This is a genomic window from Streptococcus sp. 27098_8_74, assembly GCF_041431705.1.
GTDB classification, from domain to species: domain Bacteria; phylum Bacillota; class Bacilli; order Lactobacillales; family Streptococcaceae; genus Streptococcus; species Streptococcus salivarius_E.
In genome coordinates, this window is record NZ_JAPVYF010000036.1 from 1 (window position 1) to 17,262 (window position 17,262).

15 protein-coding genes are annotated in these 17,262 nt (G+C 36.8%); all 15 read left to right on the plus strand.

Annotated elements, in window-relative coordinates; all coding sequences use genetic code 11:
* The first annotated feature begins 205 nt into the window (after positions 1 to 205).
* Entirely contained in the window at positions 206 to 1,660 is a 1,455-nt protein-coding gene (gltX, locus tag O3670_RS10145) for a glutamate--tRNA ligase (RefSeq protein ID WP_049545214.1), read from the plus strand.
* Between the two features lie 464 nt (positions 1,661 to 2,124).
* Positions 2,125 to 3,432, plus strand: coding sequence for a GHKL domain-containing protein (locus O3670_RS10150; RefSeq protein ID WP_049545215.1), 1,308 nt, complete (start codon positions 2,125 to 2,127; stop codon positions 3,430 to 3,432).
* Between the two features lie 55 nt (positions 3,433 to 3,487).
* On the plus strand, positions 3,488 to 4,378 hold the full coding sequence (locus O3670_RS10155; protein ID WP_037600066.1) for a hypothetical protein: 891 nt from the start codon (positions 3,488 to 3,490) through the stop codon (positions 4,376 to 4,378).
* Between the two features lie 21 nt (positions 4,379 to 4,399).
* Positions 4,400 to 5,680 (plus strand): hypothetical protein, encoded by a 1,281-nt coding sequence (locus O3670_RS10160; protein WP_049545216.1) that lies wholly within the window; start codon positions 4,400 to 4,402, stop codon positions 5,678 to 5,680.
* A 20-nt stretch (positions 5,681 to 5,700) separates the two neighbouring features.
* On the plus strand, positions 5,701 to 7,017 hold the full coding sequence (locus O3670_RS10165; protein WP_049545217.1) for a GHKL domain-containing protein: 1,317 nt from the start codon (positions 5,701 to 5,703) through the stop codon (positions 7,015 to 7,017).
* A gap of 1 nt (position 7,018) precedes the next feature.
* Complete coding sequence (locus O3670_RS10170) at positions 7,019 to 7,762, plus strand: response regulator transcription factor (RefSeq protein WP_371596099.1); 744 nt, start codon at positions 7,019 to 7,021, stop codon at positions 7,760 to 7,762.
* A gap of 941 nt (positions 7,763 to 8,703) precedes the next feature.
* Positions 8,704 to 9,903, plus strand: coding sequence for an argininosuccinate synthase (locus O3670_RS10175; RefSeq protein ID WP_037598503.1), 1,200 nt, complete (start codon positions 8,704 to 8,706; stop codon positions 9,901 to 9,903).
* Positions 9,904 to 10,229: 326 nt separating this feature from the next.
* Entirely contained in the window at positions 10,230 to 11,615 is a 1,386-nt protein-coding gene (gene argH / locus O3670_RS10180) for an argininosuccinate lyase (RefSeq protein ID WP_037601513.1), read from the plus strand.
* A gap of 84 nt (positions 11,616 to 11,699) precedes the next feature.
* A complete protein-coding gene (gene rnpA / locus O3670_RS10185) occupies positions 11,700 to 12,035 on the plus strand; it encodes a ribonuclease P protein component (protein ID WP_002891957.1) in 336 nt (111 codons plus the stop codon).
* A 115-nt stretch (positions 12,036 to 12,150) separates the two neighbouring features.
* Entirely contained in the window at positions 12,151 to 12,957 is an 807-nt protein-coding gene (locus O3670_RS10190; RefSeq protein ID WP_371596100.1) for a membrane protein insertase YidC, read from the plus strand.
* Between the two features lie 11 nt (positions 12,958 to 12,968).
* Positions 12,969 to 14,012: an RNA-binding cell elongation regulator Jag/EloR gene (gene jag / locus O3670_RS10195; RefSeq protein WP_155198374.1), complete on the plus strand. Its 1,044-nt coding sequence runs from the start codon at positions 12,969 to 12,971 to the stop codon at positions 14,010 to 14,012.
* A gap of 130 nt (positions 14,013 to 14,142) precedes the next feature.
* Positions 14,143 to 14,739, plus strand: coding sequence for a TetR/AcrR family transcriptional regulator (locus O3670_RS10200; RefSeq protein WP_073686075.1), 597 nt, complete (start codon positions 14,143 to 14,145; stop codon positions 14,737 to 14,739).
* The gene (locus tag O3670_RS10205) at positions 14,736 to 15,299 is read left to right on the plus strand and encodes an NAD(P)H-dependent oxidoreductase (RefSeq protein WP_073686074.1); all 564 of its coding nucleotides are present in this window, start codon (positions 14,736 to 14,738) and stop codon (positions 15,297 to 15,299) included. The genes O3670_RS10200 and O3670_RS10205 overlap by 4 nt, the downstream gene beginning before the upstream one ends.
* A 195-nt stretch (positions 15,300 to 15,494) precedes the next feature.
* Positions 15,495 to 15,629 (plus strand): 50S ribosomal protein L34, encoded by a 135-nt coding sequence (rpmH, locus tag O3670_RS10210; RefSeq protein WP_002885866.1) that lies wholly within the window; start codon positions 15,495 to 15,497, stop codon positions 15,627 to 15,629.
* Between the two features lie 204 nt (positions 15,630 to 15,833).
* Positions 15,834 to 16,976: a tRNA guanosine(34) transglycosylase Tgt gene (gene tgt, locus O3670_RS10215; protein ID WP_060971559.1), complete on the plus strand. Its 1,143-nt coding sequence runs from the start codon at positions 15,834 to 15,836 to the stop codon at positions 16,974 to 16,976.
* Positions 16,977 to 17,262: the final 286 nt, after the last annotated feature.

Below are 17,262 nucleotides of genomic sequence, written 5' to 3' on the forward strand. Positions count from 1 at the left end.
TTTTTTTAACAAAATTTCTCGAACCACCCCTAGATTGTGATATAATAAGAAAGATTGGTACTCGCTTCTAGATTTTTATTTGGAAAGTTTGGGGGATAGAGTTGCCTACTGGTACTTATCGTCTTAAGGTTGTTCCAAAGGGAGGGACTTTAGGCTTAATAGGTATCCAAAGACTGAAGAATGAAACATAAAAAGGAGATTTATCTTGGCTAAAGATATCCGCGTTCGTTACGCACCAAGTCCAACAGGACTTCTACACATTGGTAATGCCCGTACAGCATTGTTTAATTACCTCTATGCACGTCATCATGGCGGTACTTTCATTATCCGTATTGAAGATACTGACCGTAAACGTCACGTTGAAGATGGTGAGCGTTCACAGCTTGATAACTTGCGTTGGTTGGGGATTGACTGGGATGAAAGTCCTGAAACACATGCAAATTATCGTCAATCAGAGCGTTTGCCACTTTACCAAAAATATATTGATCAACTTTTGGCAGAAGGTAAAGCCTATAAGTCATATGTAACTGAAGAAGAGTTGGCTGCAGAGCGCGAACGTCAAGAAGCAGCAGGTGAAACACCTCGTTATATTAACGAGTTCCTTGGTATGACTGAAGAAGAAAAAGCTACCTACATCGCAGAACGTGAAGCGGCAGGTATTGTTCCTACAGTTCGTTTGGCGGTTAATGAGTCAGGAATTTATAAATGGCATGATATCGTTAAGGGAGATATCGAATTTGAAGGTGGCAATATCGGTGGCGATTGGGTTATCCAGAAGAAAGATGGTTACCCAACTTACAACTTTGCGGTAGTTATTGATGACCACGATATGCAAATCTCACACGTTATCCGTGGAGATGACCATATTGCCAATACACCAAAACAACTCATGGTTTATGAAGCTCTTGGCTGGGAAGCACCTGAGTTTGGACACATGACCCTTATCATCAATTCTGAAACTGGTAAGAAGTTGTCTAAGCGTGATACTAACACCCTTCAGTTTATCGAAGACTACCGTAAAAAAGGTTACCTTCCAGAAGCAGTCTTTAACTTCATTGCTCTTCTTGGTTGGAATCCTGGCGGTGAAGACGAAATCTTTTCTCGTGAAGAACTCATTAAACTTTTTGATGAAAACCGTCTAAGTAAGTCACCAGCGGCCTTTGATCAGAAGAAATTGGATTGGATGAGTAACGACTACATTAAGAATGCAGATTTCGATAAGGTCTTTGCTCTTTGCAAACCTTTCTTGGAAGAAGCTGGTCGTTTAACAGATAAAGCTGAAAAATTAGTGGAACTCTACAAACCACAAATGACAGCTGCAGAAGAAATTGTCCCTCTTACAGATCTCTTCTTTGAAGATTTCCCAGAATTGACAGATGCTGAAAAAGAAGTTATGGCTGGTGAAACAGTACCAACAGTACTTGAGGCTTTTAAAGCCAAACTCGAAGCTATGTCTGATGATGAGTTTGTTGTTGAAAACATTTTCCCTCAGATTAAGGCTGTTCAAAAAGAAACAGGAATCAAAGGGAAAAACCTTTTCATGCCAATCCGTATTGCTGTTTCAGGAGAAATGCACGGTCCAGAATTGCCAGACACTATTTTCTTGCTCGGTCGTGAAAAATCAATCAAACATATTGATCAAGTTCTTGCAACATTATAAAAACAAACCCAACAATTGTTGGGTTTTCGAATGCACATAAACAATGTATCAGCAATTAATGGGGTATTACTAAGAGTGTATTTGTAATATAATGATGATATTTCGTAATCATATCATCATTTTCAAAACTTTAAATTAGTTTTATAATAGATTGGTAATAAAAAGTAGGGAGGAGTGAGCATTATGAGAAGATTTGGTTGGTATTTCTACTACGTCATTGGCATGTACCCATAAAAAGAGGTAATGAGTCAGTTAAAGAGCTTAGAAAAACTAAGCTCTTTTTTATGTTTATGAAAAGTAAGGGATATGGGAAATGGTCTGACGCTCATATTAATAATTGATTGTTCTTAACCGAGAAAAATAAATTTATATTTTTAGCTTTTTCTAATAGGAATGACGCTAAATTATATATTTATGTTACAATAAAGTAGGTTGATTTTTGAAAGGAAAGGGGGAGTCTAGAGATGATCGTTTTGTTTACGGTTCTACGTCTATTGGCTATTTTAATTGTTAGTCACGATATGTCAGCTTTGCTCAAAACTTGGAAGAGTAAATGCTGGTTTATCGCAGGGAGTCTCTTACTCTCTCTATTTGTCGGAGGCATTACAGGGTCGCTCTTAGCACTTTTGTTCTGCTATCTTTTCTTAAATAAAATATCAAGTAGTGAAAAGAATTCTTTTCTTTTCACCTTTTTGCCGTGGGTTTTTGTTGAAGTCACCTCGAAACTGCTTCAACTTTACTTTTTCCCATGGATTTTTCAAATTAATTATTTACAGGTCAAGGACACCCCAGTACTTATTGCTTTGTCTTATCTCTTGATTTATCCAATTTTTCATCTGATTGTCAAAGTATTCTTTATTGACTTTGGTGCTCTCAATGTTATGGGAAATAACCATACTTACCAAGTTAGGCAACGCTTATTGGTTGGGGTTACTCTGGCTTATATTGTTTTATCTTTAATTATTTTCTATGCCAGTAACATCTTTCCTTACACAGGCCTCTTTATTTATTTAGCAGGCAGTATTACGATTGTTTACTCCATTCTCTTTATTTTGCTCTTTGCTCAGCTTAATATCTATTCTAAGAGAAGAGTGAAAAACCAGTTGGCCGAAGAAATGGCTAGACATGAGGAAAGTTTAGAGGAATATAGCCACCGTTTAGAAAATCTCTATAATGATATTTCTCAGGTGAAGAAGGATTATCTTGAAGGACTTAAGACAATGGAGGTTAGTATCCAACGTCGAGACTTACCTGCTTTGAAACAAGAGTATGCAGAGCTTTTAGAGAAATCTGGAAATAGCTTAACTTTGTCAAATTATGAATTGTCACGTTTGATCAACTTAGAAATCACGTCTCTCAAGAGTCTCTTTTCTGCTAAAGTGCTTGAGGCAGAGAACTTAGGAATTAAGGTCAATTTGGAGTTACCAGATGTTATATCGTCAACTCAGATAGAGGCCTTAGATTTGGTTGTGATTTCTTCTGTCTTCTTAAACAACGCTATTGAGTCGGCAGTGGATTCTGAAAATCCTACTTTAACCATATCCTTCTTTAAAAATCAAGGTTATCTTATCTTGGTTATTGATAATACAACCAGAGAAGAACGTATTCCTGTGTCAAGGATTTTTGATGAAGGGGTTTCTAGCAAAGGTGAAGGCCGAGGACTTGGTTTGTCTAAGGTCGCAGATATACTTAATCGCTATCCAAAAGTAAATCTTGAGACTCGTAGTTGTGACCATCATTTTACTCAGGTCCTCTCTTTTCAGGATAATTGATAAATCAAAGATAATATTTGTGGAGGATAAGGGAAAATAGAAAGGGGAAAAGCATATGCAACTTGCGATTGATGGTCTTATTGCTTTGGTTGTTGTCGTTTCACATCTTGTGATTTTAGCTAGAATGGCTTATCTAGATGTTTTTACTTACCGTTATATTCCTTATGTAATCGTAGTAACTGCCGTTAAGTGGTTAGCCAAGGTGCTATGGCAAATTGATATTCCAGATGCAATCTATCTCCTAGTCTTTATTTTTCTTGAAAAACCTCAGGCTTTACGGGAAGAAAAGTATTTTTATGCTTTCTTTGCCCCTGTCTTTTGGACCTTGATTACAAGTTTCTTTAGTTTTTATCTTTTCCGAGTTTTCTTTAATAAGCCGGTCGAGTTGGTTCCAAACCATTTAGGAATCTTGGCTGTAGATAGTGTTGTTCTTCCTTTCTTTCTAGGCTTGCAAAAAATGTTCGGTTTAGATAGCTTTTTTAAGGAACCATATCAGGACTTGCAGGGTAAATATAAGAGCATGCTCTTGCAAGTTGATCATATTTTAATTATCAGTTATCTGCTTATCCTCTTTAAACAGGAGATATTCTCCTTGCTCCTGAGTCAGACCTACCTCCCGGGTTACCCTCAAATTTATATTTGGGTTGGTTTTCTTATACACATGTATATTCTTGTTCGTTTTGTTTCCTACGGTAAAGATGTTCGTGATAGTAAAATTCTTAGAGAACAAGAGGAGCATTTGAGGAGTCTGGAAGCTTATAATGAAAAAATCGAAACTGCCTATAAGAGTGTACGCTCATTTAAACATGATTATGAAAACATACTCATTAGTATGCAGACAAGTATTGATAGTGGGGATTTTGACCTTATTGAACAAACCTATCAGGATATTTTGAAAAAGGCGGGTCAAGAACTCATTGAAGAAGATGACGAAAATGTCTCTTGAGTATAAACAGGAAATATTATCATGAACTTACAACTTTGGACCATGGTATCCCTTGAAAATAGTATTATTCAAATTATTAGTTTTCATATTACCTGGTTTATTTATAAAAAACTAACAAGGAGCAAACTAGCTTACTGGAAAGTATTTTGTTTAAGTCTCTTAGGTATAGTGGTATCACTTGGTAAAGGTGATGGCTTCTATTATCAAGTTCTTATCTTTTTAGCTTTGGCCTTAAAGGAACGTCGGGAACATCGTTTGACGCTCTGGGCAAGCCTCTTTTTTGGAGCTTTCTCGGTTATTTTTACAGATTTATTTGCGACTTTTACCCCATTTTATGTATTCAATAATCTGTTTACAAATATGACTTTGGGTGATATTCAAGAAAACTTCTTCCTCAAATTGTTATCTTTTGTACTGATTTACCCATTCTTTCTCTATATCAATTATCTTTCCAGTTCAGATGTTGATAAGGTCAAGGAATTGATTTATTCACGTGGTCGTGAACGTCTGTTGATAGCCGTTGATCTGACCTTTGCACTCTACATTACTTGTAGTACTATTTTGGTATCAACAGGTAGTAATGTGGGAGGGCCAATTTTTATTGCAATGGCAGTTTATCTCCTAATGGTAACAACCTTGAACCGCTATTCTCATAAATTTGTCAGAGAACGTAGTAAGGAAGCTGTGGAGACCTATGTCTATAACTTGGAAGTCTATAATAAACATATTGAGGATCTTTTTACAAAAGTAAAGCCTATTGAAAAAGACTTTGAGAGTCTTTTGGTAGCTCTTGAGACTCCATTGGCTAAAAATCAATTATCAGAGGTTTTATCCGTTTATCATGAGCATTTGAATCATCTTAAACTTGATAATTTGGACTTAAATGATAAGTTGGCTCCTCTGTTCGAGATTCCTTATCCGGTATTAAGAAGTTGGATTGTAAACCAAATCATTCCTTTGGAACAAAAGGGTATCACCGTTAGGTTGGATGTCAACGTTGATGCTTATCCTAACAATTTAAATATTGCAGTTCTTATTAGAGTTTTAGAACGTTGCATGAACTTAGCTGAAAAACTTTGGGCCAAGGAACCGGAGACAGATATTGGTTTCCTTATTCAACAGAATGAGGATGGCAATCTCAGCTTTATTCTTGAGAATACCAACCAGGAAGCTGATCCTAAACTAGACGATAGTCTGGCTATTAGTCGTGATTTTGCTCAGTTTTGCTGGTCAAACGGTATCGGTTTAACAAATAAAAAAGAATTATTTAAAACCTATCAAATTGTCACGGTAGGACTATAATCGTAGAAAGGAGGATAACTATGCTGGGTAACATCTTATTTCAAATTTTGATGTTTGTCATCATTTGGGATATCTACTTACGTATTGGTGGGCAAAACACTAATCTTAAAAATCGTATGCTTTATTTGTTATTTGATGTTGCTCTATGCATTTGGGGACAACTCATTGGACGCTACATAGGCATAGTACCTCCCTTAGTAGCCATTGTAACATTGACATTTAGTTATCAACTGAATAAAAGTGTCACTTCTGTAGAGCGCTTTTTTCTAGGTTTTTACCCGGTGGTACTAGTCGATTTGGCAAGACGTTTTTTGGCTACCTTCTTCTTCCCGCCGATACTTGGCATAACTGCTGCTACTTTAAACAACAATATTTGGTGGTCTATGGTACCACTTTCCTTTGTCATGTTGACGGTCAGAATAGTAGATTTTATTTTGCGTCTAGACTTTACAGATATCTTTAAAGTTGCGACCCAACAAGAAAAAAAGAACCGTCTGGGTTTGGTCAACATGCTTCTTTTGCTTTATTATTTAGTTATCTTTTTGGTGTCGACATTTGATACTTATTTTCCAGAGTTACATCTTGAGAGTAGGTTTCGTGTACCATTGGTAATGGGATATCTCTACTTACTCCTCTTTGTACTAGGAGCTGTGAACCAGTTTGCTAAGGAAAAAATAGAGCAGGATTTGGCCATGAAGCAAGCCAACTATCTTGATGATTTGAAGCACGAGAATACTAGGGTGGAAGGTTTGTATAGAGACTTGATGCATGTTCGCTCTAACTATAATTTTCTGCTTAATAATTTGAGAGATATCGAAAGAACAGGAGATATTCGTTCTTACAAAAAAGATTTAGTTGATCTTTATGTCAATCGAGATCAGCACAGCTTTTCGACTCAGGTCACAGATTTGGATAATATCCAAAACCCAAGTATTCATAGTCTACTTTCATCAAAATATCATGAAGCTCAGATGTATCGACTCAATATTCATGCAGAGATTCCAGATCCAGTGACTCATAACTATCTAACTGATTTAGATTTAGCTGTGGTTTTGGGTCACCTCATGGATAATGCTATTGATGGTGCTCGTAAAGCCAGTGAGGGTTTCATTAGTCTGGCCTATTTTGATGAAGAAGATTGCCAGAGTTTTATTATTGAAAGTACAATTGCAGATGAGCAAGTTCCACTTTCAATGATGAGTACCCAGACTCCTCATCCTGAGGGTGGTATAGGTGTTAATGCTGTTCAAGATATCTTGGAACGTTATCCGAATACGTCCTTCTCTGTCCGTAGTCAGAATCATAAAATGATGCAAATACTAGAAATGAGGCCCTAATATGAATATTTACATTTTAGAAGATGACTTAATGCAGCAAACACGTATTAGTGACATCATCAGAGAATTGGTTTCAGAGGGCACGTTTTCCGTACGAAAACTTGAAGTTTTTTCTAAACCCCACAAACTATTGTCCAGTATCAACGAGAAGGGTAACCATCAGGTTTTCCTTTTGGATATTGATATTGATGGTGAGCGAAAGAAGGGGCTAGAAGTAGCCTCAGAAATTCGCCAACAAGATGCTAATGCGGTTATTATTTTTGTGACAACTCACTCAGAGTTTGCACCGATTAGTTTTAAATACAAGGTTTCTGCACTAGATTTTATTGATAAGACAGTTTCTAATGCAGAGTTCAAACAACAACTAAAACAAACATTGACTTTTGTAAATCAAAAAGTTGGAGATTTGGATGATGATGAGATATTTGAGTTTGAAACAGCACAGTCTCGAATTCAAGTCCCTATGAGAGATATTTATTATTTTGCGACTGCTGTGACACCTCATAAGGTGATGCTGATTACCAAAACAGAGCGTTTGGAGTTTTATGCCAATCTTGGAGATATTACTTCGGTGAATAAAAAACTCTTTTCTTGTCATCGTTCGTTTTTAGTTAATTTGGATAATATTTCTCGTATTGATAAGAGTCAGTTGATGATTTACTTTGAGAATGGCGATTCTTGTCCAGTTTCACGTTTGAAAATGAAGGCCTTGCTTAAAAAATGGTCAGATGTAAAAGAACATTAGTCATCGACTAATGTTCTTTTTAGTCTAAAAAAGCATGTGTTTATTTTATAGGTGATTGATTATCTTATAGGTGAGCAAATTCTGTAAAAACACAAAATAGATGTCCTTTAGTGATGGAATTTAGAGATTTATAAAAAAATAACTAAAAAAAAATGCAGTTCAGGATGAAAAAACGACATTCTATGAAATCGTGTAGACAATTAAATTGAAAAAAGTTATTATGTAATCAAGATATGTGATTCGGAAATGAGACATCGTCAATCTTATTGAAATCTACATACACTTTATGAAAATAAATAATGTACTTTTATATAACTTTTTCCTAATCCCCATTTTTTATTGGCCGCTCGTCCAATTACATATCTTTTTTATAGAAATTAATAGGCTTGAGAAATCAAGCCTTTTTTGTTTTTAAGAGGATTGGTGCAGATTGGGATAAAAAATACATTCTGTGAGTGAAATTCGACATTTTAGGAAATGAAGATATACATTTTGGGATTGCATGCTATAATGTAATCAAGGTTAGAGAGCAAGAAGAATGTATGGTTTAAGTTAGTCCCTTAAACATAATAATTTCCCTCATTCATTCTATCTAAAATTGCTGTTGTGTTCTCTACCGATGATGCTGTTGTTCAAAAGGTCTGTACTTTGTACAGGCCTTTTGGCATTTTAGAAGATAGATAGTTAAAGATGCTTTTGAGTCTATTTGTATCGTTTCAAGAGTGTTTTTTTATCTCCCACCATTAATTGCATAAAATTGAATAAAAATTAAGGTTTATCCACTTTTTAGGTCGAAATAATAAATAAAAACAAATAAAACGAAATAAATATAAAAAAATAACAAAAAACTGTTGACAGGTGAATAAATATTCAATATAATAAATCTCGTAAGGTTGATAGAGATAGCAACCGCAAGAAAATATAAGAAAAGAGAAAATATTATGTCAAAAGAGAAAGTTATTCTTGCCTATTCGGGAGGTCTTGATACCTCAGTCGCTATTACATGGCTTAAAAAAGATTACGATGTTATCGCTGTTTGTATGGATGTCGGTGAAGGTAAAGATCTTGAGTTCATCCATGACAAAGCTTTGACAGTTGGAGCTATCGAGTCATACGTGCTTGATGTCAAAGACGAGTTTGCTGAAGACTATGTGCTTCCAGCACTTCAGGCTCACGCTTACTATGAACAAAAATATCCTTTGGTTTCAGCGCTTAGCCGTCCAATTATTGCTAAAAAATTAGTTGAGATTGCTCATGAAACAGGAGCAACAACTATCGCTCACGGTTGTACTGGTAAAGGTAATGACCAAGTTCGTTTCGAAGTTGCCATTGCTGCCCTAGACCCAAGTCTTAAAGTAGTGGCGCCGGTGCGTGAATGGAAATGGTCTCGTGAGGAAGAAATTGAGTATGCTAAGGCTAATGGTGTTCCAGTTCCAGCAGATCTTGATAATCCTTACTCAGTCGATCAAAACCTTTGGGGACGTGCAAACGAGTGTGGTGTTCTTGAAAATCCTTGGAATCAAGCTCCAGAAGAAGCTTTTGGGATCACCAATTCACCAGAGTCTGCGCCAGATGAAGCTGAATATGTCGATGTTACTTTCAAAGAAGGGAAACCAGTTGCTCTTAACGGTAAAGAAATGAAATTGGCTGACCTTATCCAAGAAATGAATGTTATTGCTGGTAAGCATGGTGTTGGACGTATCGACCACGTTGAGAACCGTCTTGTAGGTATCAAATCTCGTGAAATTTATGAATGTCCAGGAGCTATCGCCCTTTTGACAGCTCATAAAGAAATTGAGGACTTAACTTTGGTACGTGAAGTTTCTCATTTTAAACCAATTCTTGAAAATGAATTGTCAAACCTTATCTACAATGCTTTGTGGTTTAGCCCAGCAACACAAGCTATCATTGCTTATATTAAGGAAACACAAAAAGTTGTTAATGGTATCGCTAAAGTTAAACTTTACAAAGGGCATGCTCAAGTAGTAGCACGTCAATCAGCTAATTCATTGTATGATGAAAACTTGGCTACTTACACATCAGCTGACAGCTTTGATCAGGATGCTGCGATTGGATTTATCAAGCTTTGGGGTCTTCCAACTCAGGTTAATTCACAAGTTAACCATCCATTTGACAATTAATGACAGATTGCATAAGAAAAGTAGGATAGTAGAAGAAAAACGCTTCTTATCAGATAAAAGTGGACAGAGAGCCACATCTGATACTCTTTTCTTATAACTTATATTATTATCGTTAAGACGTTCTGAGAGGCGTCACGAGCCTAAATAAACTACGACAGAGATCGGGTTTTAGGAAAACAAGTGTCCAGAGAGACAAATTAAGCTAGACAAATACTATCTAGCTTTTTTCATTTAAGTTATTGTGACCAAAGAGGTCGTTGCTTGTTATAAGTATTAAGAAAGGATGGAAGATTATCCCAGTGAGGGGAAATCTTCAAAATAAAACTATGGCAGAAAATCATAAACTATGGGGCGGTCGGTTCGAAGCTAGTCTTGAAAAATGGGTAGAAGAATTCGGTGCTTCAATCTCCTTTGACCAAAAGATGGCAGAGTTTGATCTTAAAGGATCTATTGCTCATGTTACTATGCTCGGTGAGACAGGGATTATTACCAAAGAGGAAGCATTGCAAATTAAACAGGGCTTGGAAGAACTGCTTGAGGAGTACAAGGCTGGTAAACTAGAATTTGATGTTTCTAATGAAGATATCCATATGAATATGGAGAGTCTTTTAACAGCTAAAATTGGACCAGTAGCAGGAAAACTTCATACAGCACGTTCACGTAATGACCAAGTGGCAACGGATATGCACTTGTATCTAAAAGCCAAACTAGTGGAAGTTATTGAAAAGCTTGATAATTTACGTGGTACTTTGGTCAATCTAGCAGATAAACACACCTACACAATTATGCCAGGCTACACCCACTTGCAGCATGCACAACCGATTTCTTTTGGTCACCACTTGATGGCTTATTACAACATGTTTACACGTGATGCCGAACGTTTTGAATTTAATATCAAGCATACGGATATTTCTCCACTCGGAGCTGCTGCTCTAGCCGGAACAACTTTCCCAATTGATCGTAATATGACATCTGACTTAATGGGCTTTGCAAAACCATATAGCAATTCCTTGGATGCTGTTTCCGATCGTGACTTTATTCTCGAATTCTTGTCAAACTCAAGTATTCTCATGATGCATATGACACGTATTTGTGAAGAAATCATTAACTGGTGTTCTAACGAGTTTAAGTTTGTAACTCTATCTGATACTTTTTCAACAGGCTCTTCCATTATGCCTCAAAAGAAAAACCCAGATATGGCAGAACTAATTCGTGGGAAATCAGGTCGTGTCTATGGCAACTTGATTGGATTGTTGACCGTGATGAAGTCATTACCTTTGGCCTACAATAAAGATCTCCAAGAAGATAAAGAGGGTATGTTTGATACGGTAGAAACGATTACTGTCGCTATTGATATTCTCGCAGGCATGCTCAATACAATGACTGTTAACGACAAACATATGGCAGAGTCAACAGAGAAAGATTTTTCAAATGCTACAGAGTTGGCTGATTATCTTGCATCTAAAGGCCTACCATTCCGTGAAGCACATGAGATTGTTGGAAAACTTGTCCTTGAGTGTACCAAAGCTGGTTATTACCTTCAGGATGTTCCTCTCGAACGTTATCAAGAAGTTTCAGACCTAATTGAAGAGGACATCTATGAGACACTTAAATCTCATACAGCTGTTGAACGTCGTCATTCCCTTGGTGGAACTGGTTTTGACCAGGTTAAATGGCAAATCAAAGAAGCTCAAAAAGCTCTAAAAAAATAAGTCTCTAAGGCTCTAACCATAAGGTTTTGGGCTTTTTTGCTATTTATGATATAATAGTACTAATTTTGAGTTTGGAGTCGCATTTTGAAAAAATCTTATCGCGTTAAGAAAGAGAAAGACTTTAAAGCATTATTTGATGCAGGACACAGTGTTGCTAATCGAAAATTTGTTGTCTACTGTCTGGATCGTGATCTACCTCATTTTAGAGTAGGTTTGTCAGTCAGTAAGCGTCTTGGTAATGCGGTTACTCGGAATCGGGTAAAACGTCGTCTACGACATGCACTGATGGACATGTCATCTCAGTTAGAACATCAAGATTTTGTCGTTATTGCTCGTAAAGGTGTCGAAGACTTAAGTTATCAAGACATTTATAGCAATCTCGTTCATGTCTTAAAAATAGCAAAGTTATATAAGGACTAGTAGATTATTTTGCTTCTTTACATTGTAGGATAAACTAAAATCACTCCTGATTTTTGAGATACTCTTAATGAATGGAAGCGAAGCAGTTCTTTATCGTATTAAAAAGGAGTTTTTAGTGAAGAAAAAACTTAATATATCTGTTTTAGGTGCAGGAGCTCTCTTGCTTTTGTCCGCGTGTGGACGAAGTGATGTTACAAGTCACTCTACAGGCCTTTGGGAACGTCTTATTTTAATGTTTGGGAAGGCTATTCAAGGGCTCTCATTTGGTGGTTCTATTGGATTAGGTATTATTATTTTCACGATTTTAATTCGTGCGGTAATGATTCCTCTTTATAATCGCCAAATTAAGTCAAGCCGTGAACTACAAGAGTTGCAGCCAGAGTTACGTGGCTTGCAGAGTGAGTATCCTGGACGCGAGAATCGTGAAGCTCTTGCTTATGCACAACAAGATCTTTATAAAGAGCATGGTGTAAATCCTTACGCAAGCTTCGTTCCTCTCTTGATCCAATTTCCTATTTTGATGGCTCTTTATGGAGCGCTCACACGAGTGCCAGAGTTGCGAGAAGGAACATTCCTCTGGGTTGACCTAGGTCAGAAAGATCCTTACTTTATTCTTCCGATTTTGGCGGCTGCTTTCACCTTCCTTTCAACTTGGTTGACAAATAAGGCAGCTAAAGATCGTAGTGCAATGCTTCTTGTTATGAATATCATGCTTCCAATCTTTATTTTCTGGTTTGGAACTCAGATTTCTTCAGGGGTAGCACTTTACTGGGCAGTTTCGAACGCCTTCCAAGTTGTTCAGATTTTGGTTTTTAATAATCCGTTTAAAATCATTGAAGAACGTAATCGTTTGGAAGCGGAAGAAAAAGAACGCAAAGCTAAGATTCGTCGTGCCAAGAAAAAGGCGCATAAACGTAAATAAGGAGGCTTATTATGGTTGTCTATTCTGGACGAACAGTCGAACAAGCTATCGAAAAAGGTTTGAAAGATCTTAATTTACCCCGTATGAAGGCTCATATTAAGGTGATTTCTCGTGAGAAAAAAGGTTTTCTAGGGTTCGGAAAGAAGCCAGCTCGAGTTAGTGTTGAACCAATAAATGAAAAGATAGCTCATGAAGCAGATCAAAACACCGTTAAAGTGGCTCCTGATGCTATAAAACAATTAGACGATTCTGTCGCAAGTCCAAAAGACGAAACGATTGCTTTCAATAAAGTGACAAAACTTGTTGCGGTTTCAGATAATAAGGAAATTGCACATGAAGACTTAAAGCAACCAGTTTCTACAGAGACTCTTGATGAAGAGTTGCCAGATAAGAAACAGGAGCAACCAAAGGCAACAATTATTCCGCTATCTGTTAAACGTGAGTTATCAGAAGAGGGTGCGACAGAATCTATGGCAAATTCGCTTGAACCCCAACTAGAACCGGTTACTCAAGTTCAAACTTCGGAGACTTCTGAAGGGGCTTTCAGTTCTTTAGTGTCCTCTGAGTTTAGTTCAGATGAGTCTTCTGAAAATAATTTAGAAGATATTCAAGCAGCTGCAGATGATGTTTTATCTTATCTTGAAAAAATTATCTATGAAATGGATGTTGATGCTAGCCTAGAGGTTAGTCACAATCGTCGCAATATTATCATTCAGATTGAAACAGACCAGCCTGGTCGTGTTATCGGTTATCATGGCAAGGTTCTCAAGTCTTTACAACTTTTAGCGCAAAATTATTTGCACGATCGTCATTCTAAACGCTTTAGTGTTGTTCTTAATGTTCGTGATTATTTGGAGCAACGCACAGAGACTTTGATTGATTTAGCAGAAAAAACGGCAACTAAAGTAAAAGAAACAGGCCGAGAGTATGTTATGGATCCAATGACGAATAGCGAACGAAAAATTATCCATAAGGCACTTTCTCAAATTGAAGGGGTTGAAAGTCACTCGGAAGGGGACGATCCTAATCGTTACGTTGTTGTGACAAAAGTATAATTAGAATAGCGTTATTGCTTACAGAAACTAGTCTTATTTGAAGGCTAGTTTTTTTGACAATTAAAAGTAGACAGTGTATACTTTTAATAAAAAGTAATCGCTGTCTACTTATATGCAAATAGGAGTCAAAATGAAACGTAATACTGCTGAATTGAAGGAAAAGTTAATCACAACTGGAATTGAGGAGATAAGAATAAGAGGGATCGATCAACTATCTATCCGAACGGTGGCTCAAAGATGCGGGATCACCCATGGAGCACCCTATAAGCACTTTGAAAATAAGGGTGTATATCTTCAGGTAGTTTTAGAGCGTTTATCTGAGATCTTTTTGAAGTATCTGACACAAGGAATAGACTCTTCTCTTGATGTAAGGGATCAATTAGTATTAATGGGGTGTAATTTTGTGGAATTTGCTCAAAAAGAAACAAACAGTTTTGAGGCCTTATTTATTAAGTTTCCTTTCAATTATATGGAACTAACCCAGGACAGTATCTCTGTTAATGCCCATTTACCAGGATTTGAGCACTTTAAGAGTGTGGTTTTGAAGCTAAAAAGTGAAATGAACATTTCTGGTAGTGAGACAGAAATATTAGTTCATATCTGGAGTTTTATTACTGGATTAGCTGTTTTGGTAAGGAGTCCTATTGGTGATAATTTCAATAGTAACACTATTAAAGAGACTGTTAGTACTATGTTAGACATCTACGTTAAAGGAGCTAAACAATGAAAACCTTAATTATTTACGCACATCCAAACGACAAGAGCTACAATGCCTCTATACTAGAGACAGTCAAGGAGAATTTATCGTCTAAACATGAGTTAAAGGTTCTAGATTTGTATAAAGAGCGGTTCGATCCTGTTTTACGCTTTGATACAACGCATAGGAGAAGAGACCTAGCGCACGATGTAGCTATGAAAGACTATCGAGATTTAATAATTTGGGCAGATCAGTTGATTTTTATTTTTCCAATTTGGTGGAGTGGAATGCCGGCTATACTGAAAGGATTTATTGAACGCGTCTTTGCTGCTAGTTTTGCCTATGAAAATACACCCCGTGGATTGGATGGTAAACTGACTGGGAAAGCTTGGATTATTACAACCCACAATACACCAAAGATAGTTCTACCTTTAGTTCAAGATTATAGCAAAGTTCTAAAATTTCAAGTCCTAAAACCTTGTGGTATTAAATCGGTCAAAGTTACCCAGATTTCACCTGTTGAGTATATGGGTGACCATAAGCGAAAAGAGGTGCTCAAGAAAATAGCTAAAATAGCAAGAAGGTTATGAGCAAGCGATGATATAGGGATAGTAATGTGGTCTACAATTATCACCAGCCTAAGGGTTTCAAAGATATAATTAAATTAATATCTAAGTAATTCTTGACAAGATTAAGCTATTGCTATAAAATAGTATGGTATGTTTAGTAACTGATCAAAAATAGCCGGCTAAACGAATACGAAAATCTATCAGGAGGTATTCAACGTGAAACGTACTTATCAACCAAGTAAAATCCGTCGTCAACGTAAACACGGATTCCGTCACCGTATGTCAACTAAAAATGGACGTCGTGTTCTTGCAGCTCGTCGTCGTAAAGGACGTAAAGTTCTTTCAGCATAAGACGTTATTGAAAGCAACAGTGCTCGAGACTGTTGTTTTTTTGTTTGCTATGAATGTTAATGTTGGTGTTTGATGGTATTCATCGAGAGTTTGAAAATATAGAGCTGACAATTCTTGTAATTTTTGATAAACTAAAGCGGTTGTGGATAATGACCACTTACTAAAAAATACTTAGGACTGTTTTTCCTAATGTAAGGAGTATAAATGACTGACTTTCCTATTAAATATCGTCTTATAAAGAAAGAAAAACACACAGGAGCACGCCTGGGGGAAATTATCACGCCTCATGGAACTTTTCCAACACCGATGTTTATGCCTGTAGGTACCCAAGCTACAGTAAAAACGCAATCTCCTGAAGAATTAAAACAGATGGGTTCAGGAATTATTTTGGCCAATACCTATCATTTATGGCTAAGACCTGGTGATGAGCTCGTTGCTAAAGCTGGAGGACTCCATAAATTCATGAATTGGGACCAAGCGATTCTTACAGATAGCGGTGGTTTCCAAGTATATTCATTAGCCGAAAAACGAAACATCTCGGAAGAAGGTGTAACTTTTAAAAATCACCTCAATGGAAGTAAGATGTTTTTATCTCCTGAAAAAGCGATCTCGATTCAGAACAATCTCGGTTCAGATATTATGATGAGTTTTGACGAATGCCCTCAATTTTACCAACCATACGATTATGTGAAAAATTCTATTGAACGTACAAGTCGTTGGGCAGAACGAGGGCTAAAAGCACATCGTCGTCCACATGACCAAGGCCTTTTTGGAATCGTACAGGGAGCAGGTTTTGAAGATCTTCGTAGACAATCTGCACAGGATTTGGTTTCCATGGATTTTCCAGGTTATTCAATTGGAGGTCTTGCAGTAGGAGAAACTCATGAAGAGATGAATGCAGTTCTAGACTTTACCGTGCCTTTACTTCCTGAGAATAAACCACGTTATCTTATGGGGGTAGGGGCACCAGATAGTTTGATTGACGGTGTTATTCGTGGTGTTGATATGTATGATTGTGTCCTCCCAACACGAATTGCTCGTAACGGAACTTGTATGACGAGTCAAGGACGTCTCGTGGTTAAAAATGCGGCGTATGCAGAAGATTTTAGCCCTATAGATCCTGAGTGTGATTGTTATACATGTAAGAATTACACACGTGCTTATGTGAGACATTTGTTGAAAGCAGATGAAACGTTTGGAATTCGCCTGACTAGTTATCATAATCTCTACTTCTTGGTAAATTTAATGGCCAAGGTACGACAAGCTATTATAGATGACAATTTACTTGAGTTCCGCCAAGACTTTATAGAAAAGTATGGTTACAACTCAAGTAAAAGAAATTTTTAAATAATTTATTTAGCAGTACATGATTGTACTGCTTTATTTTTTTAAAAATCCTATTGACAAGTATTGATTTGGGTGATAAGATATAAAAGTTGTCTTAACTGACTTGCCACAAACTTGAAAAGGTTCCAAAACTTTAAAAAAGTTATTGACAAGACAGGCCAGAGATGATATTATAAATAAGCTGTTTCGCGAGAGATAGCAGACACGAGAAGTAAAAAAACTTCAAAAAAGTGTTGACAAGGTATTCTAGATTTGCTAGAATATAGAAGTTGTCTTAAGAGAGACA

What these genes read in the sequence shown, in the direction of transcription:
- O3670_RS10150 (WP_049545215.1), top strand. Translation starts at nt 2,125, where the DNA reads ATGATCGTTTTGTTTACGGTTCTACGTCTATTGGCTATTTTAATTGTT.
- O3670_RS10155 (WP_037600066.1), top strand. Translation starts at nt 3,488, where the DNA reads ATGCAACTTGCGATTGATGGTCTTATTGCTTTGGTTGTTGTCGTTTCA.
- O3670_RS10160 (WP_049545216.1), top strand. Translation starts at nt 4,400, where the DNA reads ATGAACTTACAACTTTGGACCATGGTATCCCTTGAAAATAGTATTATT.
- O3670_RS10165 (WP_049545217.1), top strand. Translation starts at nt 5,701, where the DNA reads ATGCTGGGTAACATCTTATTTCAAATTTTGATGTTTGTCATCATTTGG.
- O3670_RS10170 (WP_371596099.1), top strand. Translation starts at nt 7,019, where the DNA reads ATGAATATTTACATTTTAGAAGATGACTTAATGCAGCAAACACGTATT.
- O3670_RS10175 (WP_037598503.1), top strand. Translation starts at nt 8,704, where the DNA reads ATGTCAAAAGAGAAAGTTATTCTTGCCTATTCGGGAGGTCTTGATACC.
- argH (WP_037601513.1), top strand. Translation starts at nt 10,230, where the DNA reads ATGGCAGAAAATCATAAACTATGGGGCGGTCGGTTCGAAGCTAGTCTT.
- jag (WP_155198374.1), top strand. Translation starts at nt 12,969, where the DNA reads ATGGTTGTCTATTCTGGACGAACAGTCGAACAAGCTATCGAAAAAGGT.
- O3670_RS10200 (WP_073686075.1), top strand. Translation starts at nt 14,143, where the DNA reads ATGAAACGTAATACTGCTGAATTGAAGGAAAAGTTAATCACAACTGGA.
- O3670_RS10205 (WP_073686074.1), top strand. Translation starts at nt 14,736, where the DNA reads ATGAAAACCTTAATTATTTACGCACATCCAAACGACAAGAGCTACAAT.
- tgt (WP_060971559.1), top strand. Translation starts at nt 15,834, where the DNA reads ATGACTGACTTTCCTATTAAATATCGTCTTATAAAGAAAGAAAAACAC.